This window comes from Sorangium sp. So ce281, assembly GCF_051527395.1.
GTDB lineage: Bacteria > Myxococcota_A > Polyangia > Polyangiales > Polyangiaceae > Sorangium > Sorangium cellulosum_B.
Genome location: NZ_CP150322.1, coordinates 3088145 through 3114847, shown reverse-complemented (window position 1 = coordinate 3114847; position 26703 = coordinate 3088145). Strand labels below are relative to the sequence as shown.

The 26703-nt window shown below is 72.6% G+C and carries 14 protein-coding genes; 6 read left to right on the top strand and 8 right to left on the bottom strand.

The window, feature by feature from the left end; genetic code table 11:
- The first annotated feature begins 7 nt into the window (after window positions 1-7).
- Window positions 8-1174 carry a glutamine-hydrolyzing carbamoyl-phosphate synthase small subunit gene (gene carA / locus WMF27_RS11915; protein ID WP_437768741.1) on the top strand — a complete coding sequence of 389 codons (1167 nt, stop codon included), beginning with the start codon at window positions 8-10 and terminating at the stop codon, window positions 1172-1174.
- 3 nt (window positions 1175-1177) lie between these two features.
- A complete protein-coding gene (gene carB, locus WMF27_RS11910; protein WP_437768742.1) occupies window positions 1178-4450 on the top strand; it encodes a carbamoyl-phosphate synthase (glutamine-hydrolyzing) large subunit in 3273 nt (1090 codons plus the stop codon).
- Window positions 4451-4671: 221 nt separating this feature from the next.
- Here the strand turns inward: carB and WMF27_RS11905 are convergent, their stop codons facing one another.
- From WMF27_RS11905 to treY, 8 genes are all read right to left on the bottom strand, one after another.
- On the bottom strand, window positions 4672-5871 hold the full coding sequence (locus WMF27_RS11905) for a collagen-like protein (RefSeq protein WP_437768743.1): 1200 nt from the start codon (window positions 5869-5871) through the stop codon (window positions 4672-4674).
- Between the two features lie 911 nt (window positions 5872-6782).
- Complete coding sequence (locus tag WMF27_RS11900) at window positions 6783-7397, bottom strand: HMA2 domain-containing protein (protein WP_437768744.1); 615 nt, start codon at window positions 7395-7397, stop codon at window positions 6783-6785.
- A complete protein-coding gene (locus tag WMF27_RS11895) occupies window positions 7394-7678 on the bottom strand; it encodes a hypothetical protein (RefSeq protein WP_437745864.1) in 285 nt (94 codons plus the stop codon). Before WMF27_RS11895 ends, WMF27_RS11900 begins: the two co-directional genes overlap by 4 nt.
- A complete protein-coding gene (locus WMF27_RS11890; RefSeq protein ID WP_437768745.1) occupies window positions 7675-11178 on the bottom strand; it encodes an HAD-IC family P-type ATPase in 3504 nt (1167 codons plus the stop codon). The genes WMF27_RS11895 and WMF27_RS11890 overlap by 4 nt, the downstream gene beginning before the upstream one ends.
- A 114-nt stretch (window positions 11179-11292) precedes the next feature.
- A complete protein-coding gene (locus tag WMF27_RS11885) occupies window positions 11293-13317 on the bottom strand; it encodes a hybrid sensor histidine kinase/response regulator (RefSeq protein ID WP_437768746.1) in 2025 nt (674 codons plus the stop codon).
- A 237-nt stretch (window positions 13318-13554) separates the two neighbouring features.
- Window positions 13555-14364, bottom strand: a complete 810-nt coding sequence (gene tsaA, locus WMF27_RS11880) for a tRNA (N6-threonylcarbamoyladenosine(37)-N6)-methyltransferase TrmO (RefSeq protein WP_437745861.1) — start codon at window positions 14362-14364, stop codon at window positions 13555-13557.
- A complete protein-coding gene (treZ, locus tag WMF27_RS11875) occupies window positions 14358-16202 on the bottom strand; it encodes a malto-oligosyltrehalose trehalohydrolase (protein ID WP_437768747.1) in 1845 nt (614 codons plus the stop codon). Before treZ ends, tsaA begins: the two co-directional genes overlap by 7 nt.
- Window position 16203: 1 nt before the next feature.
- Window positions 16204-19395: a malto-oligosyltrehalose synthase gene (gene treY, locus WMF27_RS11870; protein ID WP_437768748.1), complete on the bottom strand. Its 3192-nt coding sequence runs from the start codon at window positions 19393-19395 to the stop codon at window positions 16204-16206.
- A gap of 634 nt (window positions 19396-20029) precedes the next feature.
- On the opposite strand from treY, the gene WMF27_RS11865 reads away from it, so the two are divergent.
- The 4 genes from WMF27_RS11865 (at window position 20030) to WMF27_RS11850 (ending at window position 26610) form a co-directional block, all read left to right on the top strand.
- Window positions 20030-21094, top strand: a complete 1065-nt coding sequence (locus WMF27_RS11865) for a sigma 54-interacting transcriptional regulator (RefSeq protein WP_437768749.1) — start codon at window positions 20030-20032, stop codon at window positions 21092-21094.
- A 132-nt stretch (window positions 21095-21226) separates the two neighbouring features.
- Complete coding sequence (locus WMF27_RS11860; protein ID WP_437768750.1) at window positions 21227-23200, top strand: carbamoyltransferase C-terminal domain-containing protein; 1974 nt, start codon at window positions 21227-21229, stop codon at window positions 23198-23200.
- A 171-nt stretch (window positions 23201-23371) separates the two neighbouring features.
- Window positions 23372-24613 carry an acyl-CoA dehydrogenase family protein gene (locus WMF27_RS11855; protein ID WP_437768751.1) on the top strand — a complete coding sequence of 414 codons (1242 nt, stop codon included), beginning with the start codon at window positions 23372-23374 and terminating at the stop codon, window positions 24611-24613.
- Window positions 24607-26610 carry a carbamoyltransferase family protein gene (locus WMF27_RS11850; RefSeq protein ID WP_437768752.1) on the top strand — a complete coding sequence of 668 codons (2004 nt, stop codon included), beginning with the start codon at window positions 24607-24609 and terminating at the stop codon, window positions 26608-26610. The genes WMF27_RS11855 and WMF27_RS11850 overlap by 7 nt, the downstream gene beginning before the upstream one ends.
- The last annotated feature ends 93 nt before the right edge of the window (window positions 26611-26703 follow it).

Here is a 26703-nt window from a genome sequence, read left to right as displayed (position 1 = left end):
GAATCGGATGAAGCTCGTACTCGAAGACGGCACGACCATGACGGGCCGGTGCTTCGGCGCCCCGCGCGCGGTGAGCGGCGAGGTCGTCTTCAACACCGGCATGACGGGGTACGTCGAGACGCTCACGGATCCCTCGTACAGAGGCCAGATCCTGTCAATCACGTACCCGCTCGTGGGCAGCTACGGCGTGCCCGCGCCGCGCAAAGCTGGCAGCGTCGACGGGCCTTACGAGGCCGACCGCATCCAGGTGCAGGGGCTCGTGGTCCAGAGCTACGTGGAGCGCTACAGCCACCACGCCGCGGTCCGCTCGCTCGGCGCCTGGCTCGCCAGCGAGGGCATCCCGGCGATCACGGGGATCGACACGCGCACGCTGACGCGGCGGCTCCGGGAGGTCGGGACGATGAAGGGCTGGCTGTTCCCGGCCGAGATGGACCTGGAGCGGGTGAAGCGCTCGGCCGAGGCCGTGGACATGCGCGAGGAGGTGTTCCGCCTCGTTTCGCCCCGCGAGCCCATCACGTACGAGGGCGGCCCCCTGAAGGTGCTCCTCATCGACGCAGGCGCGAAGGACAACATCGTCCGCTCGCTCCTGCGGCGCGGGGTCACCGTCATCCGCGCCCCCTACCACGCGCCCATCGCCGAGCTCGCCGAGAGCGCCGACGGCATCCTCATCGGCAACGGCCCCGGCGACCCCAAGGACCTCGGCCAGCTGGTCGCCGCGGTGCGCGGCCTGCTCGGGACCTACACGAAGCCGATCTTCGGCATCTGCCTCGGCAACCAGATCCTCGCGCTGGCCGCCGGCGGCGACACCTTCAAGCTGCCGTACGGCCACCGCGGCGTGAACCAGCCGGTGCAGGACCTCCTGAGCCGCCGCTGTTACGTCACGAGCCAGAACCACGGGTACGCGGTGAAGCACGAGTCGCTGCCCGCCGAGTGGGAGCCCTGGTTCGTCAACATCAACGACGGCACCAACGAGGGCATCCGCTCGCGGCTCCGCCCCTTCTTCAGCGTCCAGTTCCACCCCGAGGCGACGCCCGGGCCCGAGGACGCGAGCTACCTGTTCGACGACTTCCTCCGCCTCTGCGGCGCGATGAAGGGGTCCTCCGATTCGCGACTCAAGACCGCAGGGGCCGCTGCCGCGGAGCCCCGCGCCACCCCCACCGCAGGAAGGAGCTGAGCCATGTACGGCGCGTATCTCCCCAAGAAACCCCGGCGCGTCCTCGTGCTCGGCTCCGGCGCGCTCCAGATCGGCCAGGCCGGCGAGTTCGACTACTCGGGGTCGCAGGCGATCAAGGCCCTCAAGGAGGAGGGGATCGCCACCGTCCTCGTGAACCCCAACATCGCCACCATCCAGACGAGCGAGGGGCTCGCCGACCGCATCCACCTCTGCGCGGTCACCCCGGAGTTCGTCGAGCGGATCATCCTCAAGGAGGAGGTCGACGCGATCGCCCTCTCCTTCGGCGGGCAGACGGCGCTCAACTGCGGGCTCGAGCTCCACGACTCGGGCATCCTCGACAAGTACGGCGTGCGGGTGCTCGGCACGCCGATCAAGGCGATCCGCGACACCGAGGACCGGCGGCTCTTCATCGAGCGCCTCGACGAGATCGGCGTGAAGACCGCCCGCAGCCGCGCCTGCCGCTCGCCGGCCGAGGCCATGGCGGCGGCGCGCGAGATCGGGTTCCCCGTGATGCTCCGCGGCGGCTACGCGCTCGGCGGCAAGGGCAGCGGCATCGTCGAGAGCGAGCGCGACCTCGATGACGCCGTGCGCCGCGGCTTCGCCGGCGGCGTGCCCCAGGTGCTGGTCGAGGAGTGCCTCCGCGGCTGGAAGGAGATCGAGTACGAGGTCGTCCGGGACGGGCGCGACAACTGCATCACCGTCTGCAACATGGAGAACCTCGACCCGATGGGGATCCATACCGGGGAGTCGATCGTCGTCGCCCCGTCGCAGACGCTGAACGACGAGGAGTACCAGCTCCTCCGCTCGGTCGCGCTGAAGACGATCCGCCACCTCGGCATCGTGGGCGAGTGCAACATCCAGTACGCGCTCGACCCGCACAGCGCCGATTACCGGGTCATCGAGGTGAACGCGCGCCTCTCCCGGTCGAGCGCCCTCGCCAGCAAGGCGACGGGCTACCCGCTCGCCTACGTCGCCGCGAAGATCGCCGTCGGCTACACCATGCCGGAGATCGCCAACGCGATCACCCGCAGGACGACCGCGTTCTTCGAGCCGGCGCTCGACTACCTCGTCTGCAAGGTCCCGCGTTGGGACCTCGGCAAGTTCCGCGGCGCGTCGATGCGGATCGGCAGCGAGATGAAGAGCGTCGGCGAGGTCATGGCCATCGGCAGGACGTTCCCCGAGGTCATCCAGAAGGCGCTCCGCATGCTCGACATCGGGGTGAAGGGGCTCGACCCCGACGCGTTCACCTTCCAGGACCTCCGCGACGAGCTGCAGAACGCGACGCCGCTCCGGATCTTCGCCGTGGCCCGCGCGCTCCAGGAGGGGATGTCGGTCGACGAGATCCACAACCTCACCAAGATCGACCGGTGGTTCTTGAACCAGATCGAGCCGATCGTCCGGATGCACCGGGACCTGAAGACGCTCAAGGTCGCCGTCCCCGCGCAGGCCGACAAGGCCGCGGCCGCGCAGGAGCCGGTGCTCGAGGAGGCGATCCTCCGGGAGGCGAAGCAGCTCGGCTTCAGCGACCGGATGATCGGCACGCTGACCGGCGCGCCGCGGGGCTCGATCCGGGAGGCCAGGAAGCGGCACGGCGTCGTGCCGCACCTCGCGCAGATCGACACGCTCGCGGCCGAGTTCCCCGCCGAGACGAACTACCTCTATTCGAGCTACCACGCGTCGGCCGCGGACGTCGCGCCGTCCTGGCGGAAGAAGATCATGGTGCTCGGCTCCGGCGCCTACCGCATCGGATCGAGCGTCGAGTTCGACTGGTGCTGCGTCAACGCGATCCGCGCGGCCTCGGAGCTCGGCTACGAGACCATGATGCTGAACTACAACCCGGAGACGGTCAGCACCGACTACGACACGTGCGACAAGCTGGTCTTCGACGAGATCAGCTTCGAGACGGTGCTCGACATCTACGAGCGGGAGCAGCCCTACGGCATCGTGGTCAGCATGGGCGGGCAGGTCCCGAACAACCTCGCGCTCCGGCTGCACGAGGCGGGGGCGCGCATCCTCGGCACGAGCCCGGGGAGCATCGACACCGCCGAGGACCGGAAGAAGTTCAGCGATCTGCTCGACCGGCTGGGGATCGACCAGCCGCGCTGGGCGCACGTCGTCGACGCGGGCCAGGCGGGCGAGATCGTGAACAAGCTCGGCGGCTTCCCCGTCCTCGTGCGCCCGAGCTACGTGCTGAGCGGCGCGGCCATGAGCGTGGCGCACGAGCCCAACGAGCTCGATCGCATCCTCGCCCGGGCCAAGGCCGTCTCCCCCGTTTACCCCGTGGTCGTGTCCAAGTTCGAGACCCACGCCCGCGAGGTGGAGATCGACGCGGTCGCCGACCGCGGGGAGATCATCCTCTGGGCGATCAGCGAGCACATCGAGAACGCCGGCGTCCACAGCGGCGACGCGACGCTCGTCCTGCCCCCGCAGTCGCTCTACATCGCGACGATCCGCAGGATCAAGCAGATCGCCCAGCAGGTGGCGCGGTCGCTCTCGATCACCGGGCCGTTCAACATGCAGTTCTTGGCCAAGCACAACACGGTCAAGGTGATCGAGTGCAACCTGCGCGCGTCGCGGAGCTTCCCCTTCGTGTCGAAGGTCACGGGGAACAACTTCGTCCGGGAGGCGATGCGCAGGATGCTCGGCGTGGCGCAGCCGGTCGAGAACCGCGGGCTCGACCTCGATTACGTCGGGGTGAAGGCGCCGATGTTCTCGTTCTCGCGCCTCGTGGGAGCCGATCCGATGCTCGGCGTCGAGATGGCGAGCACCGGCGAGGTCGGCTGCTTCGGCGACGACATGCACGAGGCGCTCCTGCACTCGCTGCTCGCGACCGGCTTCAGGTTCCCCAAGAAGGGCGTGCTGCTGTCGCTCGGGCCGCTCGAGGACAAGTACTGGTTCGCCGACGAGGCCCGCGTCATCGCCGAGCACCTGAAGCTCCCCATCTTCGCGACGCCGGGCACGGCCGAGGCGCTCCGGGCGCTCGGGCTCGCGTGCACGAGCCTCGCGAAGCAGCCCGACGAGGGGGAGACGGCGATGAGCGCCATCGAGCAGGGGAAGGTGGATCTCGTGATCAACATCCCCCGCGAGTACGACCAGCTCGGCCGTCCGGACGGCTACCTGATCCGGCGGCGCGCGGTCGACGCGAACATCCCGCTCCTCACGGACCTCCAGCTCGCGCGGGCGGTCATCGGGGCGATGCGCGCGAAGAGGATCGAGGATCTGCGGACCCTGTCCTACGACGAGTACCTCGCGCGGAGCCCGGTGGCGCTCCGGTGATCTGAGGCGCCGACGCGGCGAAGAGAGGCTCCGGGTGGCTCGGGAGGTCGTGCCGAGCCGCCCGGCCCCGCGACGGGCACTCCCCCATGGGGCCGGCTGCCCTCCCGAGAGCAGGACCACCACCGGCCCTTTTTGCGCCCCGCGGCGGATGCCCCCACGCGGGGCCTGCCGACTTCATGGGAGCGGAGGCGGGCTCACGAACCCGGACAGCGGGCTCGCCCTCAGTCGTTCGTGACGATGAACCAGCCGTTCACCATGCCGTTGCCGGTCGACGTGGTCGATCCCTGGATCGGGCTGGTCCCCTCATTGCGGACGCACATGCCGACATTCCATTCGCCCTCTGGCAGCACCGTCGTGGCAGCGACCGAGTAGGTCGTGCGGGTCGGCGTGAAGTAGTGGCTCGCGAAGGCGCCGCCGAAGAAGTTGACGAGCTCGCCGGTGCCGCGCCGCTGGTAACAGAGGCCGAGCGGGGCGACGAACGCAGCGCTGGACGGCCGCAGCCCGAGCGGCGCAGAGGCCGATCCGGTCACACGCTGGTTGCCGGTGATGGTCACCAACCCCGGCGGGCCGACGAAGGCATACGCGGCGCTGCCACCCTCAAAAAGGGGAGCCATGTTGCCCGCAATCGCGATCGTCAGGACCACACCCGTCGGTCCCTGAGGCCCCGTCGGCCCCTCGGGCCCCGTCGGCCCCTCGGGCCCCATCGGTCCCTCGGGTCCCATCGGCCCCTCGGGCCCCATCGGTCCCTCGGGTCCCATCGGTCCCTCCGGTCCCATCGGCCCCTCGGGCCCCATTGGCCCCTGGGGGCCCATCGGCCCCTCGGGCCCCATCGGTCCCCTCTCGCCGGGAGGGCCAGCCGGCCCCTCCGGCCCTGTCGATCCCTCCGGCCCCGTCGGTCCCTGGGGCCCTGTCGGACCCGCCGGCCCCTGAGGCCCCGCGATTCCGCTCGAGTTGCCCACCCAGTTGCCGCTCTCGTCGATGACGACCCTGCCGCCGATCTTCACCAGCTTCGGCGTGATCTCACCAACAGCGTTGTTCGCGATCATCGCATACGGGACGCTCCCGATCGAAGCGCGCGGCTCCATCTCCTGATCGTCCCCGACCGTGATTCCGATGTAGCGAACCGAGCCGTCAAAGACCTTCCCGGCTTGCTCCTCGGTGAAGTCGAGCACCGTGGAGAAAAAGCCTTCGTCGAACGAGAGCGCGATCTCCTCGCTCCAGAGCGGCTCGTCGTCGTCCTCGGCGGCGTAGATGGCGAACGTCACCGAGAGCACGTCATTGACCGGCTCGCCGTTGGCCGTGAAGAGCCGCCCCTGATGCGAGATCTGCATCGGCACGGCGGCGGCGGCGCCGCGCGCGAGGCCGACGGAGGCGGCGAGAAGAACACACATCGCGAGGACACGCCGTCCCATCCCGTTCATGGCACGCTCCCGTTCGCCCCGACCAGACCGCCCTGTACGCGGTAACTCGGTGAGGTCGTCTTTCCCTGATTCTGCGTCGGCTGACCGAGCGTGAAGACCATGCGATAGCTCGGACTCCTCACGACCTTCCCCGCGCTGACCATCTCGCCCGCGGCGATGCCCCGATCCCCCACCTCGGGGCGCCCACCTGCGCCACCCCCGCCCGCCGAAGCGACAGGATCGCCTGCACCAGCCCCGCCAGCGCCCCCGAGCCCCTCACCCCCCGACCCGGCCCCAGTCACGGACACGTCGGAACTGCCACAGCTACAGCCCGGAGACACGGCGAGCGATGCAACAGTCAGGCCTAGCCACACCGGGAATTGCAGTCGCACCATCAACGTGTCCCCCTCTGCTTCCGGGGCTTACGATCCGGACCAGGAAGGTACGCGCGCGGCCACCAAGGTTCAATCTATTCCCGAGCCATTGTGAGACATCGCCGCTTTACGTCGGGGTCGACAGGCGGCGCCACGAGCTCGAAAGCGCGCCGACACGCTCACGCCGCGATCGCAAGGAGATGTCCGAGGCGAGGTGAACGCCGAGAATCCTGGCCCCGCCGGCGGAATGCCCTCGTCCCTCGCTCTCCTGCCTTCCGCGCGAGCGCGCGGGGGCAGCTCCCGCCGAGCGCTGCCCCCGCGCGCCGGACCGACGGGCCCGCCTTCCGCCGCGCCCGGAGCGCCCCGACCGGCGGGGTGTCCGCGGAGGGAACATGCCTTTTTACAGCGGTTTCCGCCCCCCTCTGCCACGTGCAGAGCGGTGGGCCCCCGCACAGGAGACGGGCCCAGATCGGCGTTTTCGGCGCGGAAGCGCACTCCGGTGCGCTGAGCACCGAAAACGTCGAGGTGGGCCCGTATCCGAAGCGGGTGACCGTCGCTCTAGAGATCGTCGCACACCGGCGCCGCCTCGCCGGGCCCCTCGCCCGCGACGCCCGGCTCGCCCTGCGCCCCGCCGCCGCTGTGCAGCTCCTCCGAGATCGCCCCGGGGTTGAATGTCATGAACCACCGGAGCGACCACCAGAGCAGGTTGAACCAGGCCGGCGCAGGCAGCCTGCGCGTCGCCCCGACCTCGGCGAGCCCCGCCGCCGCGAAGACGACCGGCAAGAGGGTGCCCAGATCCGCGCGGTAATCCATCGCCTCGCGCACGTCGGCGTTGATCCCGGCAAAGGCGTGCGCGACCGCGCGGGCGACGCGCGTCGGACCAGGGTGCCCCTCGGGCCGCGGCACGCCGAGCGGGTGGCCATCGTCCTCGCGCGCCCCGTCGACCAGCCCGGCGAGCCGGGCGCGGAGCCGCTCCGGATCGAGCCCGCCCTCGGAGCGCTCGACGATCACCGAGCCGGTCATCGGACGGATCGAGACGACCTCGCAGGCGGGATCGGCCGCGAGCTGCTCCGCGATCCGCTCGCACACCCGACGATGACCGGCCAGCGCCGGCGCGCGCAGGCGGACGCGCCGCTCCAGGGCGTGGACGACGAGGACCGCCGGCGACGTCATGACGACGGCTCGCCGTGGAGCTCCGAGGCGCCGTTGCTCTTGCGCGCAGCCCGCTCGCCGCGCGCCCCGCCCGCGGCCTTCTGGCGCACCCGCTCGGCGACCTCGGCGAAGAGATCCTCGACGTGCTCCCGCTGGCGCTCGAGCAAGCCGAGGCCCAGCCTGCCCAGGTGGAGCCCGAGCGCCGCGATCTCGACGACCACCGGCCGGAGGTGCTGCTTCTTGCCCATCAGGAGGACGGCCGTGCCGACCCCCAGGGCGAACGACGGTGGATGGAACTTCATGATGCCATGTCTCCCTTGCGCAGCCCCGCGACGCGCGCGGCGCGCACGCCTTGCTTGCGTCTCGCGGCCGCCCCCGCATCCTCGCCTGCGCCCTGGTCGGTTTCCGCTTCCGCTCTCGCGCCTGCTGCTTCCGCTTCTGCTGACGCGTCCGATTCGGCTTCTGGCTCCGAGCCCGACTCCGATTCTGACTCCGACCCCGATTCCGACTCCGCTTCTGACTCCGAGCCCGACTCCGATTCCGACTCTGATTCCGAGCCCGACTCCGACTCCGACTCCGATTCCGACTCCGACTCCGACTCCGACTCCGACTCCGATTCCGCGCGCCTGCCGTTGACGATCACGATCTCGCGGCCAGCGCTCGCGGAGCGCCCCGGAGCACCGCGGAGCAGCGCGGGCAGCGCGCCCACGGCCACGGCGAGCGCGAGCTCCCCGCCGCGGAGGCGCTGCGCCCCCAGCAGGCGGCCCAGGGACCTGGAGCCGAGCGCGAGCGCCTGGAGCGCGGACGTGGCGGCGAGCGCGCGGGCCACGTGCGGGCTGTCCCGGCGGAGCGCGGCCGCCGCAGCGCCCTCCCCGGCGCCGGCGCGGCAGGCCAGGATGTGGAGCAGCTGCGCGGTCACCAGCGCCGTGAACGCCCTCGTCCCCGCGGTCGCCCGGCCGCCGAGCGCGTACGCCGAGAGCGACGCGCCCGACATCGCGGCCGCGTCCACGCCCAGCGCGCGGAGATCGGCCGCGCCGAGCAGCCGCGCCGCAGGGTCGCGCGGAGGGCGCCGCATGATGCCCGCCTCGGCCGGCTCGAGCGCGAGCGCGAGCGCCGGCGCCACGTCGGTGAGCAGGTTGATCCAGAGCAGCTGCAGCGGCGTGAGCGGCGAGGCGCCGCAGAGGGCGCCGATCAGCATCGTGAGGACCTCGCTCGCGTTCGTCGCGACGAAGTAGGCGATCGCCCGGCGGACGTTGTCGTGCAGCCGCCGCCCCTCGCGGACCGCCTCGGTGAGGCTCGGCAGATCGTCCTCGGCGAGGACCACGTCGGCCACGGCCCGCGCGATGTCCGTGCCGCGCTTGCCCATGGCCACGCCGACGTCGGCCGCCTTGAGCGCGGGCCCGTCGTTCACGCCGTCGCCCGTCATCGCCACGATCGCGCCGCCCTGCTGGAGCGCCCGCACGATGTCGAGCTTGGCCTCCGGGGTGACCCGGCTGTGCACCGCGTCCGGCGGGATGCCGAGCTCGACGCCGATCGCGCGCGCGGTCCGCTCCTGGTCGCCCGTGAGCATCAGGGTCCGGATGCCGGCGCCGGAGAGGGCCTCGAGCGCCTCCCGCACGCCGGGGCGCGGCGGGTCGCGGAGGCCGACGAGGCCGGCGAACTCGAGCGGAGCGTCGTTGTCCGGCCGGCCGTTCTGCCGCCACGCGAGCGCGAGCACGCGCAGCCCCCGCGAGGCCATCGCGTCGTTGTGCCGGAGCGCGTCGGCGCGCTCGTCGCCGGCCCCCTCGCGCCGAGGCGGCGCGTCGCAGCGCGCGACGACCTGCTCGGGGGCGCCCTTCACGAGCTCGATGTGCCCGAGCTCCGGGTGGTCGTGGACCGTCACCATGAACGCGCGCTCGGCCGAGCGTCGCGCCTCGCTCACGCGCCGCGCCGCGAGGCGCCGCGCCGACACGGGGTAGCCGGCGGCGAGCGCGAACTCCACGAGGGCGCGCTCGGTGCCGCTGCCCTGGACGACCTTGCCCGCCTCGCTCAGCTCGACGTCGGCGTTGAGGGCGGCGATGCGCGCGAGCGCGTGCACGCGCGGGGCGGCGGCGTCGACCTCGCGCCCGTCCTCGGCGATCAGCGCGATCCCGCGCCCAGGCCCCGCGCCGCCGCCCCGGCGCGCGGCGCGCTCGACCCGCAGCGCGCCCTCGCCGGGGAGGAAGATCTCGGCCACCCGCATCCGGTTCTCGGTGAGCGTGCCGGTCTTGTCGGCGCAGACGACGCTCACCGCGCCGAGCGTCTCGGCCGCGGCGAGGCGGCGGATCACGATGCCGGAGCCGCGCAGGCGGCGGCTCGCGAGCGCGAGCGCCGTGGTGCCCACGGTGGGGAACCCCTCGGGGATGGCGGCGACGCCGAGCGCGACGGCGCTCCTCAAGAGCGCGTGGAGCGGCCTCCGGCGCGCGAGGCCGACGACCATCACCGCCGAGGAGCTCGCGAGCGCGAAGGTCGCGAGGCGCCGGCCGATCCAGGCGAGCTCCTGCTCGAGCGGCGGGGTGCGCTCGGACTCGCGGGAGAGCGCGCGCTGGATGTCCCCGAGCGCGGTCCACCGGCCCGTCGCGACGACCACCGCCGCCCCCTCGCCCGAGGCGATCGTGGTGCCCGCGTACACCATGCCGCGGCGCTCGGCGAGCGGCGCGCCGCCGTCGACCCTCGCGGCGCACTTCTCGGCGGGCTCGCTCTCGCCGGTCAGCGTGCTCTCGTCGGCGGCGAGGGCGTGCGAGGCCAGGACGCGCGCGTCCGCCGCGACCGGCTCGCCCGCGCGCAGCGCGAGCACGTCGCCCGGCACGATCTCCGACGCGGCGAGCCGCTGCTCGCGCCCGTCGCGCACGACGCGCGCCCACCCGACGCGGAGGTCGCCCCACGCGTGCAGGAGCTCCTCGGCGCGCGACTCCGTGTACGTGCCGATCGCGGCGTTCGCGCCGACGACGAGGAGGACGGCGCCTGCGTCGATCATGTCGCCGAGCGCGAGCGACAGGCCCGCCGCGCCGAGGAGCATCGCCGTGGGCACCGTGAAGACCTGCCCGGCGAGGATCTCGATCGACGAGCGGGTCGCGACGCCGGCGAGCTCGTTCGGGCCGACCGCGCGGAGGCGGCGGCGCGCCTCGGCGGCGGGGAGCCCCTCGCGCGGATCGACGTCGAGCGCGCGGGCGACCTCGCCCGCGTCCTCCGCGTGGGCGCAGAGCGCCACATCGACGCGGCGGGCGCGCTCGCCTGCACCCTGCCCGGCCGGCGCGCCCTCACCCTGCCCGGCCGGCGCGCCCTCACCCTGCCCGGCCGGCGCGACCTGGCTCCCCCAGGCCCGCGCCTGCCACGCGCGGCGCTCGTCCTCGCCCGCCGGGCCCTCGCGGGGGCGCGCGCAGCGGCGCGCCGCGCACACGAGCGCGCCCACGCCCTCGGCCATGGCCCGAACGGCGCGGCGCGCGGACGGCGGCGGCGGGGCGCCGGGCACGGCGTGAGCGTTGAGCACGAGCGCGGCCTCGTCGGCCGCGTCCTCCCCCACGCGCACGAGCACCCGCCCGGTGCGCGCGCTCGCCCGCGCGGACACGACGCCGGGGATCGCCGCGAGGTCGCGCTCGATGCGCGCGGCGCGCGCAGCGTCTCCGAAGAGGCCGGCCACCTCCGCGCGCACCCGCGCGATCCCGGCGGGCCCGTGCAGATCGCGCGCAGGCGTGCGATCTGCGCGAGCGCGCCGCCGCGCGCCGCCGCCGCGGCCCCTGCGCCCGCCACGAAGATCGATCCAGCCTGTGCCCCGACGCTCCATGATCCTCCGCGCTGAGGCGGAGGTCTTTTCAAAGGTCGAGCCAGCGCCTGTGTGCGAGCGAGCCACATCGAGCCGCCGGGCCGGCGCGGCGGCGCGCCAGCGCCCGCGTCGCCGTCACGCCCGCGTCGCCACGGAGGCCAGGAGGCTCTGCAGCGAGCCGGGATCGATCGGCTTGACGAAGTGCATATCGAAGCCGGCCTCGCGGACCCGGCGCTGGTCCCGCTCCTGGCCATAACCCGTCAGCGCGATCATCAGCGACGGGGCGACGTCCGCGCTCTCCTCCAGGGCTTTCAAGGTCCGCGCCACGCCGCAGCCATCCATCCCGCCGGGGAGACCGATGTCGCACAGGATGACCTCCGGCCGGAACGAGCGGGCCGCTTCGACCCCCGCGGCCCCCGACAGGGCCACCTCGACCTGATGGCCGTTCATCGCGAGGAGCGCCTGCAGCATCTCGGCGGCGTCCTCGTTGTCCTCGATGATCAGGACGCGCAGCGATCTCACGGCGCCCGCTGACCTCGAGTCGGGGCCCGGCGGCGGCCCGGCGCGCGCCGGAGACGCCTCGGGCCCGCGCGCGAGCGGCAGGCGGAGGACGATCTCCGTCCCGTGGCCGACGCCCGCGCTCTCGGCCGACGCCGTGCCGCCGTGGAGTTCGACAAGACCCTTTACGAGCGCCAGCCCCAGCCCGAGCCCACCCCGGTTGCGGTCCAGGCTGCGCTCGGCCTGGCTGAACGGCTCGAACATGCACGCCAGCGTCGCCCGCTCCACGCCGATGCCGGTATCGCGGACGCGGATCACGGCGGAGCCGTCCGGCGTCGCCGACAGCGCGACCGTCACCCGACCGCCGGCGTCGGTGAACTTGTTGGCGTTGTGGAGCGCGTTGCTGACCGCCTGCGACAGGCGCGTGGGATCGCCGGAGACCCAGAGCGGCTCGATCGGCAAGTCCAGCCGGAGCTCCAGGCCGCTCGCCTCCAGCGTGCTGCGGTAGTCCTCCGCGGTCTGCCGGAGCAGCCGGGACAGGTCGCAGCGCTCCGTCCTCAGCTGGATCCTCCCGCGCGCCACGCGCGACACGTCGAGCAGGTCATCCACCAGCCGGGCCATGTGCGCGACCTGCCGCCCGATCACGCCGCACGCCCGCAGGAGCGACGGCTGCGCCATCCCGGTGCTCCGCAGGATCTCCACCGCATTGCGGATGGGCCCGAGCGGATTGCGCAGCTCGTGCGCCAGCATCGCCAGGAAAGCGTCTTTGCGCTGGTCCGCTTCCCGCAGCGTCGCCTCCCAGGCGTCGCCTGCCCGCTTCCGCTCGGTGATGTCGTAGGCGATGGTGACCAGGAGCCGCCGGCCTGCCGCGTCCCTCCCCAGCCGAGCGGAGCTGAAGACCCACGTGCGCTCGGCGCCGCTCGCCGTCGTGAGGGTGAGCTCGTTCTCTCCCGAGGCCTCATCCATATCGAACAGGGACGCCACGCGGGCGTGGATGGCGGCGCTCCTCGCCCCGAAGGCCCTGTCGAGCCACGCTGTGACCGAGGGGATCTGCTCGGGGGTGTAGCCGCTGATGTTCGTCCACGCGCTGTTGACGCAGACGACGTGCCCGTCCTCGGCGTAGATCATGATGGGGAACGAGGTCGCCATGATGGCGCGGCGCAGCTCCTCCTCCCGCTCCCGCAGCTGGAGCTCGTCCTCGGCGCGCCGCTGGGCGGTGCTCTCGCGCCCGGTCTCCAGGACGAGCCGCCGGCGCTCCGCCCCTTCCACGAGCCGCAGGCGGCTCTCGACGAGGATCTCCCGGCCGTCGCGGGTCGTGCGCCGGATCTCGCCGTCCCAGAGGCCGTCGCGCGCGAGCGCCGCCTCGATCTGCGCGAGCGGAGCCGGCAGGACGGCGCGCAGGAGCTCGTGGCTCGACCGCCCGAGGGCGTCGCGCGCCGGGAAGCCGTAGAGCTGCTCGGCCCCGGCGCCGAAGTACACGATGGGGCTCGCGCCGCCGAGCTCCCACGCGAGGGCCGCCTCGCCGAGCCGATCCAGGAGGGCCGCCTTCAGCTGCAGCTCCTCCGCGGCCTGCCCCCTGCCGCCGCGGCCGTCTTCGGGCGGGGCCGCGTACGGGACGGGCGAGGGGGCGCAGAGGAGGGGGCGCACCGCCTGGTCAGCCAACCCGCAGCAGCGCTCCGACCGCACCGTCAGCAGGCATCTCCGCCGAGCGCGCTGGCTCGAAACCCAGGCCAGATGTCCCCGATGAACACTCTCAGCATTTGTCCGCCTCGAGCGCATGCTGCAAGCGGCGCGAGCGTGAATCGTCACGCGAGATCCGAGGAATACCAGGCGATCTGCGCGTACGTGGCGAGCGCGAGCAGGCGGCGCGCTGGTCGATGCCGATCGCTAGACGCGCCGCTAGCCGCGGCCGAACCGCTCCACGAACCGCCGGTGCGCCTCGAGATCGGGGCCCTCGCCGCCGACGAGCTCCTTCTCGCGGTAGCCCGTCGCCACCGACAGCACGTCGATCCGCCGCCCCTCGGCCCTGAACCGCACCCGCCACGACGTCACGGCGAGGCGCATCGCGTCCCCGTCGGCGCGGATCCGGCGGTAAGGGTGCGGCTGCGGGCCGAGCGCGAGCACGCGGTCGACGCGCTCGCGCAGCGCGAAGCCGTGCGCCTCCTCGATCCACGCGGCCTGCTCGGCGGCGCGCGCGCCCCACGCGACCTCGAAGCCGGGCTCGGGGTCGACCGGCGCCCCCCCGCCCGGCTCCTCCGCGAGCGGCGTGAGCCAGCCGGTGCGCGCGTGCGGGTGGGCATCCGCGTACGGCACGTAGGGCTTGAGATCGAGCACCGGCGTGCCGTCGATCATGTCCACGCCGCCGACGCGCAGGGTGAGCCCGTCCACGGCGAGGAGCCTCACGGCGCTGAGGCCGATGGGGTTCGGGCGGTGCGGCGAGCGCGTCGACAGCACGCCGCGCCGCTTGCCGGCGCTCCGCGGGGGCAGCACCTTCGGGCGCCAGCCCTCGTTGAGGTGGAACCAGAAGACCACCCAGAGGTAGTCCCACCCCTCGATGTCGGAGAGCGCGTGCTCCAGCCCGAGGCCCGGCACGAGCTCGATCGTCCCCTCCGCGCTGCCCGCCGCGTGGGGCTGCCGCGGCGCGCTCACCTTGTCGGAGAACGGCGTGCGCACCACGCCGATGGGCGTGAACGTGACGGGCTTCAGCATGGCGCCCCGGGGGCGTCGGGCACCTCGACGATCAGGACCGACGGCCCCTCGAGCTCCACCCAGCCGCGCTCGATCGGGGGCCGCCGCGCCGCGCCGCCGAACCGCGGCTCCTCGCTGAACGCGAGCGCGCGCGCCTCCGGGCGGCCGAGGTCGAGCGAGAGCGCGCCCCGGAGCGCGCAGAGCGCGATCACGGCGGCCCCGCCGCCGCGGCGCTCGATGCAGATCGCGTCCGGCGAGAGCGCGTCGGCCGAGAAGGCGCCGCGCGCGCGGCTCCGCAGCGCGGGGTGCGAGGCGCGGAGGCGGAGGAGCTCGCGGTACCACGCGAGCACGCCGGCGTGCTCGGGCCGCTGCCGCTCGGCGGGGTCGAGCTTCGAGCGCTGGAACGTCCGCGGATCCTGCGGATCCGGCACCTCCGCGCCGGCGAACGCCGCGAAGTACTGGAACTCGCGCCGGCGGCCCTCGGTCACGAGCCGGCCGAGCTCGGCCTCGTGATCGGTGAAGTACTGGAACGGCGTCCGCGCGTTCCACTCCTGGCCCATGAACAGGAGCGGCGTGTACGGCGTGAGCAGGAGCAGCGCCGACATCGTCCGGAAGGCCGCCGGGCTCACCTTGTCCCCGAGCCGATCGCCGACGGCGCGGTTGCCGATCTGATCGTGGTTCTGGATGCAGTGGACGAAGCGCGGCGGCGGCACCGGATCCGCGGGCGTGCCCCGCGGCTTGCCCGTGTGCCTCGAGATCTGCCCCTCGTAGAGCCACCCCTTGCGGATCGTCGCCGCGATGTCCTCCGCGCTGCCCGTGTGATCCTCGAAGTAGCCGTCGCGATCCCCGGCGAACAGGACGCGCAGCTCGTGGTGGAAGTCGTCGGACCACACCGCGTCGAGGCCGTACCCGCCCTGCTCGACGGGCGTCACGAGGCGCGCGTCGTTGTGGCTGTCCTCGGCGATCACGAGGACGCGCCGCCCCTCGCCGGCCGCCCGCGCGCGCTCGCCGATCTCCCGGAGGATGTGGGGCTCGGAGTCATCGACGATCGCGTGGGTCGCGTCGAGGCGGAGGCCGTCGATGTGGAAGTCGCGGATCCACATCTCGACGTTCTCGAGGACGAGCGCGCGGACCTGCTCGGCGCCCGCGCCGTCGTAGTTCACCGCGTCGCCCCAGGGCGTCTCGTGCCGATCGGTGAAGTAGCGCATCGCGTAGGCGCGGAGGTAGTTCCCGTCGGGGCCGAAGTGGTTGTAGACGCAGTCGAGGACCACGCCGATCCCCGCGGCGTGGGCCGCGTCGACCAGGCGGCGCAGGCCCGCCGGGCCGCCGTAGGCCGCGAGCGGCGCGAAGAGGTCGACCCCGTCGTACCCCCACCCGCGCTCGCCCGGGAAGCTCGCGACCGGCATGAGCTCGATCGCCGTGATCCCGAGCTCCCGGAGCTCGGCGAGCCGCCCGATGAGCGCGTCGAACGTGCCCTCCGGGGTCGCCGCGCCGACGTGGACCTCGTAGAGGACGAGATCCTCGAGCGCGACGCCCCGCCACCCCGCGTCGGTCCACGCGAACGAGGGGTCGTCGACCGCCGACGGGCCGTGGACCCCGAGCGGCTGCGCGCGGGAGTACGGGTCCGGGAACGGCCCCTCGCCGTCGATCCGCACCTTGTAGAGCGCGCCGGCCCCGAGGCCCGGCGCCGTCGCCTCGAAGGTGCCGCCGCCGATCGGGGCCGCAGGCAGCGCGCCCGTGACCTCCTTGCCGTCGGCCCCGTAGGTGACGATCTCGATCCGATCGTGATCGGGCGCCCAGACGCGGAAGCGGACCGCGCCGCCCTCGAGCCACGCGCCCATCGTGCGCTTCGCCTTCATGTCACTGGCCTCGCTGCGCCGCCCGCAGGAGCAGGGCGACGGGGAAATCGGAGAGCACGCGGTCGAGCGGGAGCGACGCGCCGCCGCCCGGCTCGGGCGGCGCGTCCGAGCCGCGCGGCGGAGCGGCGGACGGCGACGCCTCGAGCTCGGCGCCGGTGAAGAGATCCGTGTAGCGGCCGGGCTCCACGTCGACCGAGGTGCCGGCCCACGCCGCGCCGATCGGCGGGGAGCAGGCGCCGCCGAGCAGCCGCGCGCTGAACCGGGGCGCGACCACGACGATCGAGCGCCCGTCCGGCGCGCGCCGCGCGAAGGAGACGACGTGGGCCTCGCGCTCGCCGATCACGGCGCGCGGCGCGTAGTCCCCGTCGGCCCCGAAGAGCGCCGGGTGGCGCCGGCGCAGCTCGAGCGCGACGTGCGTGACGAACAGCTTGGCGCGGCCGTCGCGCGCCTCGGCGCAGAGCTCGCGCGCGAGCGCGCGGCCCCCGCCGGTCGACCGCCGGCGCGCGCGGATCTCCGCGAGCGCCCGCTCGCGCACGGCGTAGTCGACCGTGCGGCGGTTGTCCGGGTCGACGAGGCTGAAGTCCCACACCTCGTTGCCCTGGTAGATGTCGGGCACGCCCGGCGAGGTGAGCTTCAGGAGCGCCTGCGAGAGCGAGCCCCACATGCCGTGGTACGCGACCACGCGCGCGAGCGGCAGGAGCGCGCCCAGGACCTCCGCGGACGAGACCGCCTTGCGGACGAACGCCTCGATGGCGGCGTCGTACTCGGGCTGCGCGTCGATCCAGGACGTGTTGACCTTCGCCTCCTTCGTGGCCTTGCGCATGTAGTCCACGAGGCGGTCGGCGTACGCCGAGAGCGCGTCGCCCTCGGGCGCGCGCGGCTCGCGTCCGCCGCCGAGCAGCGGCTCGATCGGCAGGCTGCCGAGGAGGGTCTGGTAGAAGAGGTACTCCTCGTTGCTGTCCGGCGCGAGGCGGCCCTCGATCTCGGCCTTGAGCGGCGCGGCGGCGGCGGCGGCGCGGTGGAGCGCCTCCTCCCAGGCCGACGGCAGCTCCGAGAGCACGCTGATGCGCGCCCGCACGTCCTCGCTCCGCTTCGTGTCGTGCGTCGACGTCGCGAGCATCGAGTACGGCCACGCCCTGTGCCGCTGCACGTTGCCGCGGTGGAACGCGAGGACGCTCGATCCGTAGCGCTCGGGCTCGCCCCCGACCTCGTTCAGCGACACGAGCCGGTTGTAGATGTAGAACGACGTGTCCTCGAGCCCCTTGGCCATCACCGGCCCGGTGAGCTGCTGGAACTTCATCACGAAGTCGCAGAAGAGGTGCCGGTCCTCGTCAGGGAAGAGATCCGTGCCGTCGAGCATGAGGACCGAGCGCACGAACGTGAAGATGGAGCCCTCCATCGTCGGGTTCTGCCGGCGCGCGAGGGCGACGGCGCGGCCGATGGCGACGCGGTCGTGATCGGAGATCGCCGGCGTCCGATCGTTGATGTAGGTGCGGTAGACCGGGAAGCACGCGATGACCTCGCGCAGCGCCTCGTTGAGCGAGCCCAGGGTGAAGTCGCGGAAGCGGCGGTCGCGCTCGGTGAGCCGGTTCAGGGCGTGGGTGAGCACGTTGAGCTCGCTCGCCAGGGCCGTCCGGAGGATCACCTTCTTCTTCTCGTAGACGAGCGCCTCGAACGGTATGTGCTCGTCGATGAACCGCTCGTAGATCGCGGTCATCTGCCCCTCGCTCGAGGCGTCGACGAAGAGCTCGCCCACCAGCGCGGTGAAGTCGTAGCCGCTCGTCCCGTGGACGGGCCAGGCCTCGGGCAGCGTCTCGCCGCGCGCGAGGATCTTCTCGACGACGACGTAGAGCGGCCGCGCGATCGACGCGCCACGCGCGCCGCGCTCCGAGAGGGCCGCGCGGAGGGCCGGCTCCAGCCGGGCGAAGCGGGCTTCGGGGCGGCGGCGCGGGTCGAGGAGGCTCTTCTGCTCGGGCCCGTCCGAGGCCTCGGCGAGGAAGCGGCGCCGGCAGCGCTCGATCAGGTAGCCCTGCTGGAGCTCCTCGAAGTAGCCGATCGGGTCCCAGAGGCCGTCGGGGTGGTCGATGCGCAGCCCCGTGACCTGACCCCGCTCGCAGAGCTCGAAGACGAGGCGGTGCGCCTCGGCGAACACCGGCCGGTGCTCCATCCGGATCGCGGCGAGGTCGTTGATGTCGAAGAACCGGCGGTAGTTGATCTCCTCGGCGGCGGTGCGCCAGAAGCTGAGGCGGTAGGCCTGCTCCTCGAGCAGCGCCTCGATCGGGTCGAAGCTCAGCGGATCGCCCGGCTTGCCGTTGATGCGCAGGACGCCCTCGGCCACCGCCGCCGCGATGTCGGGCGAGTCCGCGACGAGCGACGCGAGCCGCCGCCTGAGGATCTCCTTCTCCCGGCGCCGCTCGATCACCTTGGCCCGCTGCGTCTCGGTCCGCGGCGGCATGTTGCGGAGCCCGGTCAGGATGCTCTGCAGCTCGAGGAGCGCGTCGTGCTCCTCGCCGAGCGCGGCGACGAGCCCGGGCACGAGCGGCCCGATGATCATGCTGTACGTCCGCGGGTTCACCGGGAAGACGTGATCGAAGTACCGCAGGACGAACGCGCCGTTGTCGAACTCGATCTTGAGCTCGCCGCGCTCGAGCACGCGCCCGAAGTGGTCGCCGAGCACGGGGAGCAGCACCTTGTGCTTCAGCTCCGTCTTGAGCGGCGCCCAGTCGATGTCGAAGAACGGCGCGTAGAGCGAGCTCGGGCCGTTCTGGAGGACGTCGTTCCACCAGGCGTTGTCGGAGGTGCCGATGCCCATGTGGTTGGGCACGAAGTCGAGCAGGAGGCCCATGCCGTGCGCCGCGAGCTCGCCGGTGAGCCGGTCGAGGTCGGCGCGCTCGCCGATCGCGAGGTTGAGCGCGTTGTGGTCGACGAGGTCGTAGCCGTGCATGCTCTCCGGCCGCGCCTTGAAGAACGGCGACGAGTAGAGATCGCTGACGCCGAGGGCGTCGAGGTAGGCGACGACCCGGCGCGCCTGCTCGAAGGTGAAATCCTTGTTGAGCTGCACGCGGTAGGTGGCGCGCGGCAGGCGAGGGGCCACGCCCTCGCACGCCGCGTCGGCGAGCCGCGCTGCGTTCGCCTGCAGGCCAGCGCCGTCCGCATGGCCGCCCGTCTGCTGTTCGTCCGACGTTCCGGTCATCCTTCGGTTGCCTCCGGCGGCAGAATCTACTGCGAACGAAGCGATGAGCATCCGCGGATCTGCGCAGCTCGCGCGGCTCCTGCCGTTTCGGCTTGCGGCACGAAGGAAAGGCCTGACGCGCCTACGGGGAACGCAGCAGCGATGAGCTTGGTGCCATGGATCACACCGGGGTCAGGCGTGGCCACGGAAAAGGGGTGACGGGCTCAGCCGTTGTCGAAGGCACGCCGGGCTCAGCCGTCGTCGAAGGAGTCGCCGTCAGCGCGCTGTGCTTCCCATGGGAACGCTCGCCCCCTCATCGCCACCGTTCTCCTCTGCTGTTCCACCCCTCCGCGCATGGCCGCACCGATACCCGAATAACAAGCGCCGTTCAGGCGGCCGACTGCATGTTTCCGGAGCCGCCCCCGCGAACATCACGGCGAGCGCGTTCCTCCTCCGGTGCTCGTTTGCGCCGCTCGCGCGCTCTTCGCGTGTCCCCTCCCCTGGAGCCCGCCGTCGAGACGGCTCGACCGGCGCATGCTCGGCGGCGCGCGGCCGGAGGCGCACGCTCGGGAAACGATATGTTGCCCAATGCCCGTATTCGCGGGCGGAGTGAGACAACAACTGTTTCCGTCATGAAGGATCAGGAGAGGTATTGATGACCAGCTCTTGGAGATTCGTCGCGCACTCGGAGGCGCGGCGCAGGGCGCTCGGGTTCGCCAAACAGGCAGCGTCCGCAGACTGCTCGGTCCTGATCGTCGGGCCGACCGGAGCGGGGAAAGACATCCTCGCGCGCGACATCCATCAGCACAGCAAGCGTTCGAAGCACCGACTCATCACCGTCAACTGCGCAGCCCTCACGCAAACGCTGTTCGAGAGCGAGCTGTTCGGCCACGCGCGCGGCGCGTACACGGGGGCGACCGTATCGAAGCGCGGCGTCGTGGAGCTCGCGTCCGGAGGCAGCCTGTTCCTCGACGAGATCGGCGAGCTGCCGGCGGAGGCGCAGGCGAAGCTCCTCCGCTTCCTCGCGGACGGCTCGTTCTGGCCCGTGGGCGGCAGCGAGGAGAGGAGCGTCGACGTCCGCGTCCTCGCCGCCACGAACCGGGACGTCGCCGCCGGGCTCGACAAGACGTTTCGAGCCGACCTGTTCTTCCGGCTCAGCGTGCTCACCATCGTCGTGCCGCCGCCCAGCCGGGAGGACCTGCGCAGCCTCTCGAGGGTCCTCGCCCTGGAGCTCGGCGAGCGCTACCGCACGCTCCTGCCCGCGCGCGAGGTGAGCGCCGTCGGCGAGCTCGCGAGCAACGGAGTGTACAGGGGCAACGTCCGCGAGCTCCGCAACGCCGTCGAGCGGTACTTCCTCGTGCGAGACCCGGAGCGGACCGTCGAGCAAAACTGGCGGGCCGCGTGCGCGCTCGACCTCCTGGCCCAGCAGGGCGCGCCCCCCGACGACGACACAGCGGCGATATCCCAGGTGCACCCACAAGAGGTCGAGAAGCTCTACGACCTCCTGTTCCTGACGTGGGCCAGGGAGACGAGGAACGCGCGCGAGCTGTCGCGGCGAATCGATCGCTCGTTGCCGTACGTTTACAGCCGCCTCGCGAAGCTCGGTATCAAGCCGAAGGACCTCCAGAGCACCGAGATCCTCGAGCGCACGTCGGCGAGGATCCGCGCGGCGCTCGCCCCCCATCGCTCCACATTTCTCCAGCTTCTTAAAGAATCTTAACAAAATAGATCACCCCCTCCCGAGGGCGCCGCCGGAACCGTCGCGCCGTTCGATGGAACGACCTTTGCGAAACGGCCGAGACGGAACCCGGGAGGGCGGTGGACGTCCCGACCGAGAAGGATGGAGGAGCGCATGCTGACTCTGGGCCTCGCAGGAGGCTTGGATCCCGTCTACGACTGCCGCTACGACTCGCCGCAATTCTTCACGTACGACGCGGCGGCCGTGCTGGTCGAGGACGGGCAGGTGGTGGCCGCCATCGAGGAAGAGCGGCTGAACCGCGTCCGGCGGACGAACAAGTTCCCGTTCGACGCGCTGCGCGCCTGCCTGAGACAGCGAGGCGTCGCGCTCTCGGACGTGGACCGGATCGCCTATTATTCAGGCGAGGAGACGGCCAACCTGCTCGTCGGGCGCCTGCGCGCGGCGTTCCCGGAGCTCGCCGGCGTGCCGGACGCGCGCGGGCTGCTGCACGCGGCCATCCAGCGGGAGATGAGGTGCGCGATCGATCCGGCGCGGCTCGTCTTCGTGCCGCACATGATGACGCACGCGGTGAGCGCCATCGCGGTGTCGGGCTTCGATCAGGCGCTCGTCTACGTCATCGACAACGAGGGCGGGGTCCTCGCCGGGACGTCGGCGAGCGGGAGCCGGTCGTGCCTCACGTCGCTCGCGGCCTTCGCGCCGCAGAAGTCGCTCGGCGAGCTGTGCCATCGCACGATCCGCGCGCTCGGATACAGCCCCTTCGAGGAGGCCGAGGCGATGGAGCTCGCCCCGCAAGGCGACCCCGCCGCGGTCCGCGGCGCGATGCGCGAGGTGTACAGGCTGCTGCCGGACGGCGACTACGATCTCGCCTTCCAGAACCTCGCGGCCGTGCTCTCGAAGGCGCCGGGCAGGCTGCGCGGCGACGCGGTGGAGCAGGCGCACAAGGACGTGATCGCCGCGCTGGAGGAGGCGATCTCCGAGATCGTGCTCCACGTGCTGCGCCACCACCGCACGAAGAGCGGGCTCCGGCGGCTGTGCCTGGCCGGCGGGGGGGCGCAGATCTGCGCCGTCAACTCGCGCGTCCTCGCGAGCGGCCTCTTCGAGGAGGTGTTCGTGCAGCCCGCGGCGCACGACGCGGGCTGCGCCCTCGGGGCCGCGCTCTTCGCGAGCGACGCGCCGCCGCGCCGCGCCCCGCTCGACCACGTGGCCTGGGGCACGGACATCGGGAACGCGGACGCGGTGATCCCGGCGCTCAGGCGCTGGGGCGCGCTCGTGACGGCGGAGCGCCCGGCCGATCCGGCCCGCGAGGCCGCGGAGCTGATCGCCGGGGGCGCCGCCGTGGGCTGGGCGAACGGCCGCTCGGAGATGGGGCTCGTGGCGCTCGGGCGCCGCGCGATCGTCGCCGATCCGCGGGACGAGCGGCGGCGGGAGGCGCTGAACGAGCTGAAGCGGCGCGCGCCGCACCGGCCGCTGTCGGTCGCGATGCTCGCCGAGGACGCGGCCGAGTGCCTGATGCTGCCGTGCCCGGCCGAGCAGCTGCGCTGGAAGAGCTTCGCCCTCCGCGTGAGGCGCGAGCGCCGCGCGGCGCTCGCCGCGGCGCTGCACGCGGACGGCACGGTCCGCGCGCAGGTGGTGCTGAAGGAGGCGGATCCCCGGCTGTTCGCGCTGCTCTGCGCGTTCAAGGAGATCTCCGGGGTCGGGGCGCTGCTCGCGACGTCGCTCGACCACGGGGCGGAGCCGCCCGCCGAGACGGTCGACGACGTCGTCGCGCTGCTCCTCACGAGCCGCCTCGAGGCCGCCTTCGTGGACGGCGTGCTCGTCCGCGAGGAGGGCCCGTCGCTGGAGGCCAGGCTCGGCATGGTCGTGGAGATCCCGCGCTCGACCCAGGTGTGCCGCACGCGCGGGTGGCTCGACGGCGCGCGCATCGGCGACGCGTGGGAGCTGCGGACGAGCTACGACCGCGGGATCCGCCGGAAGATCTCGCGCCCCGCGTACGAGGCGCTGGTGAAGGCCGACGGGAGCCGGCCGCTGTCGTCGCTGCTCGACGGCGCGGGGGCCGACGTCGCGGGCGAGCTCTGGGCCCTCTGGACAGAGCGGCTCGTCCGGCTCGCGCCGGCCGAGCGCGGGTGAAGAGCGGGCGCCGAAGCCAGGCGCGCGTGAAGAGCGCGCCGGCCTCACGGACGTGACGTGAGCGCGCCCGCCGGGCGCACAGGGAAGAGACAACGCAGGCCTGCGTGGCCGCGAGGCTCGGGACACGACGGGTGCAAGGAGAAGAGCGCGGTGAGCTCGGAGGACATGACCATGAGCGCTGGACGCAAGGCGCGCCCGAGGATCGACATCGATCGGCAGACGCAGCTCGCGGCAGAAGCGCTGAAGAGCGCGCTCGCGGCGCGGGATCTGCCGGCCTTCTACCGGGTGTTCCGGTCGACGGATCTGCCCTTTTTGGGGCGCATCTATGAGGGAGACGCAGCAGGCCTGTTCCGCGCGTGCGCGCACGTGCTGCACCGGCTCGGGGGGATCTCCCCGGCGGTCGCGCTCGCGGTGGAGAACCATTTCTACGTGACCTCCGCGATAGCCACCTTCCCCATCGCGGACGACGCGCGGCTCGACGCGCGGCGGCGCGCGCTGCTCTCGGAGGTCGTCGAGGGGCGCCGGCTCGTCGCCAACACGAACTCGCGGGTGCACGCGGACCGCGTGAACGCGGTGGGGACGCGGGCGCGGAAGGCGCCCGGAGGACACGTGGTGAGCGGCGCCGCGTCGTACACCTCCCTCGCGACCGAGGGAGATCTCCTGATCTTCACGACGGCGCTGGAGGAGGGCTTCCCCGCGGTCTTCATGACGCGGCCGCGGGGCAACCCGGCCGTCGAGATAGGCCCGTACCTGTTCCCGGACGCGATGCTCGACTCCGATACGCGCCGGATCGTGTTCCACGATCTCTTCGTGCCGGAGGAGGACCTCCTGCTCGGCGGCCCCGGGCCGGAGGTGGTGCAGCTCCTCCTGTTCGAGATGGTGTGGCACCAGGTGCTGATTCCATCGCTGTACCTCGGCGCCGCGGCGCAGGCGATCGACGAGTCGCGCCGGTTCCTCCGCGCGGTGCGCGGCCGGGACGGGGCGCCGCTCGCCGAGCTGGACGGCATGGTCGTGGATATCGGCCGCCTCGTGATCCGCTACCGCGCCGCGTGCGCGGCGGTCCGCGAGGCGGGCGAGGCGATGGGCACGATCACCTCCGCGAGGGACCGCGCCGAGCGGCTGCCGCGGCTCTACGAGCTGGCCGGGGCCGCGAAGTACACGGGGACGAGGTGCGCCGAGGAGACCGTCGCGGCGGCGCGCGGCATCGTCGGCGCGCGCGCGTACGCGGGGGACGGCGCCCTGGAGCGCCTGTGCAAGGAGGTCGTCTTCGGCCCGCTCGGGCCGGAGGTGAACGCCGTCATCGAGCGCGCCTACGGGCGACGAGCGCTCGGAGAGGGCGAGTTCGACGGCGCGGCGTCGTCGCCGTGGCTCGATGGCGCGATGAGCGCGAGCGGCAAGGAGGAGACATGCTGACGCTGGGCCTCTCCGGCGGGTTGAGCTTCGCCCACGAGGAGATGTACGACATCCCGAAGAGCTTCACGCACGACGGCGCGGCCGTGCTCGTCGACGGCGGGGAGGTCATCGCGGGGATCGAGGAGGAGCGGCTCAACCGCATCAAGCACTCCAACAAGTTCCCCATCGAGGCGATCCGCTTCTGCCTCGCCCGGGGCGGCGTCGACATCGATCGTGTGGACCGGATCGCGTTCTACGCGAGCGAGGAGTACTGCAATGCGCTCCTCGGGCGGGTGCGGCTCCTGACCGGGGGCGCGCTGCCGCGGATCGACGCGCGCACGCTGCTCGCGGCGAAGCTCGGCCAGGGCCTGGGGCGCCCGATCGACCGCGACAAGATCGTGTTCGTGCCGCACCACCAGGCGCACGCGGCGAGCACCTACCTGCTGTCGGGGTACGACGACAGCCTGATCGTGGCGATCGACGGGTCGGGAGACTTCCTGTCCGGGCTCGTGGCCGTGGGCTCGGGCGACAGGATCGACGTGCTGAAGACGATCCCGGAGTCGAAGTCGCTCGGGAACTTCTATGTCTCCGTCATCGCGCTCCTCGGATACGGGGTGTTCGACGAGTACAAGGTGATGGGGCTCGCGCCCTACGGCGATCCGGCGAGGTACCGCGCGCTGATGAGCTCGCTCTACACGCTCTTGCCGGACGGAGATTACGAGATCCACCGCGACCGCGTGGGCGCGCTGGCGCAGGCGATCGAGGTGCGCAGGAAGGGCGGGCCCTTCACCCAGCAGCACCGCGACGTCGCGGCGTCGCTGCAGGAGGCGCTGGAGGCGCTCGCGCTGCACGTGATCCGCCACGAGCGCGAGGCCACGGGCAAGACGCGGCTCTGCCTGGCCGGCGGGGTCGCGCACAACTGCACGATGAACGGGAAGGTCCTCTATTCGGGGATGTTCGAGCGGGTCTTCGTGCAGCCTGCGGCGCATGACGCGGGCTGCGCGCTCGGGGCGGCGCTGCACACGACCCTCGCCGCGGGAGCGCTGAAGTCGCGGCGGCGGATCGAGCACGTGTTCTGGGGCCGCGACGTGGGCGGCGAGGCCGAGATCGAGCGCGAGCTCTCGGCGTGGTCCCGCTTCCTCCGCCACGAGCGCGCCGAGGATCTGCCGGGGCGCGTCGCCGAGGTGATCGCCGCCGGGGCCGCCGTCGGCTGGGCGCAGGGAGGATCGGAGTTCGGGCCGCGGGCGCTCGGGCACAGGAGCATCCTGGCCGACCCGAGGCCGGCCGCGAACAAGGACCTCGTGAACGCGATGGTCAAGAAGCGCGAGGCCTACCGGCCGTTCGCGCCGGCCGTCCTCGCGGAGGACGCGCGCGAGTTCTTCGAGCTCCCGCCCGGCGAGGACGAGTTCCCGTTCATGATCTTCGTGCTGAAGGCCCGGGAGGACAAGCGGAGCGTCCTCGGGGCGACGACGCACGTGGACGGCACGGCCCGCGTCCAGACGGTGGCGCGGGGCTCGAACCCGCATTTCTGGGGCGTCCTCAAGGCGTTCAAGGACAGGACGGGCGTGCCGGTGCTGCTCAACACCTCGTTCAACAACAACGTGGAGCCGATCGTCGACTCCGCGCACGACGTGGTGACGAGCTTCCTGACCACCGGGCTCAACTACCTCGCGATCGGCGGCTTCTTCGTCGAGAAGCGCGCGTGGACGTGGGAGGACGTGGCGGCGCTCGCGGTCGACATCCCGAGGCACGTCCGCGTGGACCAGATCCGCCGCTTCGTCGCGATGGATCGCGCGGCCACGGCCTTCGAGCTGCGGAATACCTACGACGCCGGCGTGCGGGTGAGCGTGTCGGCCGACCTGGGCGAGGCGCTGATGCGCGCGGACGGGGCGCGCTCTCTGGCCGAGCTGCTCGCGGACGCCGGAGTGGACGAGCCCGCGCGCGCGCAGAAGGCGGCCCAGGAGCTCGAGGGGCTCTGGGCGGAGCGGCTCGTCTCCCTGCGCCCGCGAGGCGCCTAGAGCGAGAGCGCCGGTCCGTCGTCTCGTGATGAGCCTTTGGCGCGAGCGCCCTTGTCCGCTCGCGCGTCGCCTGTCCGCTGTCTTGAGGGTGGT

Coding starts and splice junctions, on each gene's coding strand:
- carB (WP_437768742.1), top strand. CDS start 1,178: ATGTACGGCGCGTATCTCCCCAAGAAACCCCGGCGCGTCCTCGTGCTC.
- tsaA (WP_437745861.1), bottom strand. CDS start 14,364: ATGCTGAAGCCCGTCACGTTCACGCCCATCGGCGTGGTGCGCACGCCG.
- WMF27_RS11895 (WP_437745864.1), bottom strand. CDS start 7,678: ATGAAGTTCCATCCACCGTCGTTCGCCCTGGGGGTCGGCACGGCCGTC.
- treY (WP_437768748.1), bottom strand. CDS start 19,395: ATGACCGGAACGTCGGACGAACAGCAGACGGGCGGCCATGCGGACGGC.
- WMF27_RS11890 (WP_437768745.1), bottom strand. CDS start 11,178: ATGGAGCGTCGGGGCACAGGCTGGATCGATCTTCGTGGCGGGCGCAGG.
- WMF27_RS11850 (WP_437768752.1), top strand. CDS start 24,607: ATGCTGACGCTGGGCCTCTCCGGCGGGTTGAGCTTCGCCCACGAGGAG.
- treZ (WP_437768747.1), bottom strand. CDS start 16,202: ATGAAGGCGAAGCGCACGATGGGCGCGTGGCTCGAGGGCGGCGCGGTC.
- WMF27_RS11905 (WP_437768743.1), bottom strand. CDS start 5,871: ATGAACGGGATGGGACGGCGTGTCCTCGCGATGTGTGTTCTTCTCGCC.
- WMF27_RS11860 (WP_437768750.1), top strand. CDS start 21,227: ATGCTGACTCTGGGCCTCGCAGGAGGCTTGGATCCCGTCTACGACTGC.
- carA (WP_437768741.1), top strand. CDS start 8: ATGAAGCTCGTACTCGAAGACGGCACGACCATGACGGGCCGGTGCTTC.
- WMF27_RS11900 (WP_437768744.1), bottom strand. CDS start 7,397: ATGACGTCGCCGGCGGTCCTCGTCGTCCACGCCCTGGAGCGGCGCGTC.
- WMF27_RS11865 (WP_437768749.1), top strand. CDS start 20,030: ATGACCAGCTCTTGGAGATTCGTCGCGCACTCGGAGGCGCGGCGCAGG.
- WMF27_RS11855 (WP_437768751.1), top strand. CDS start 23,372: ATGAGCGCTGGACGCAAGGCGCGCCCGAGGATCGACATCGATCGGCAG.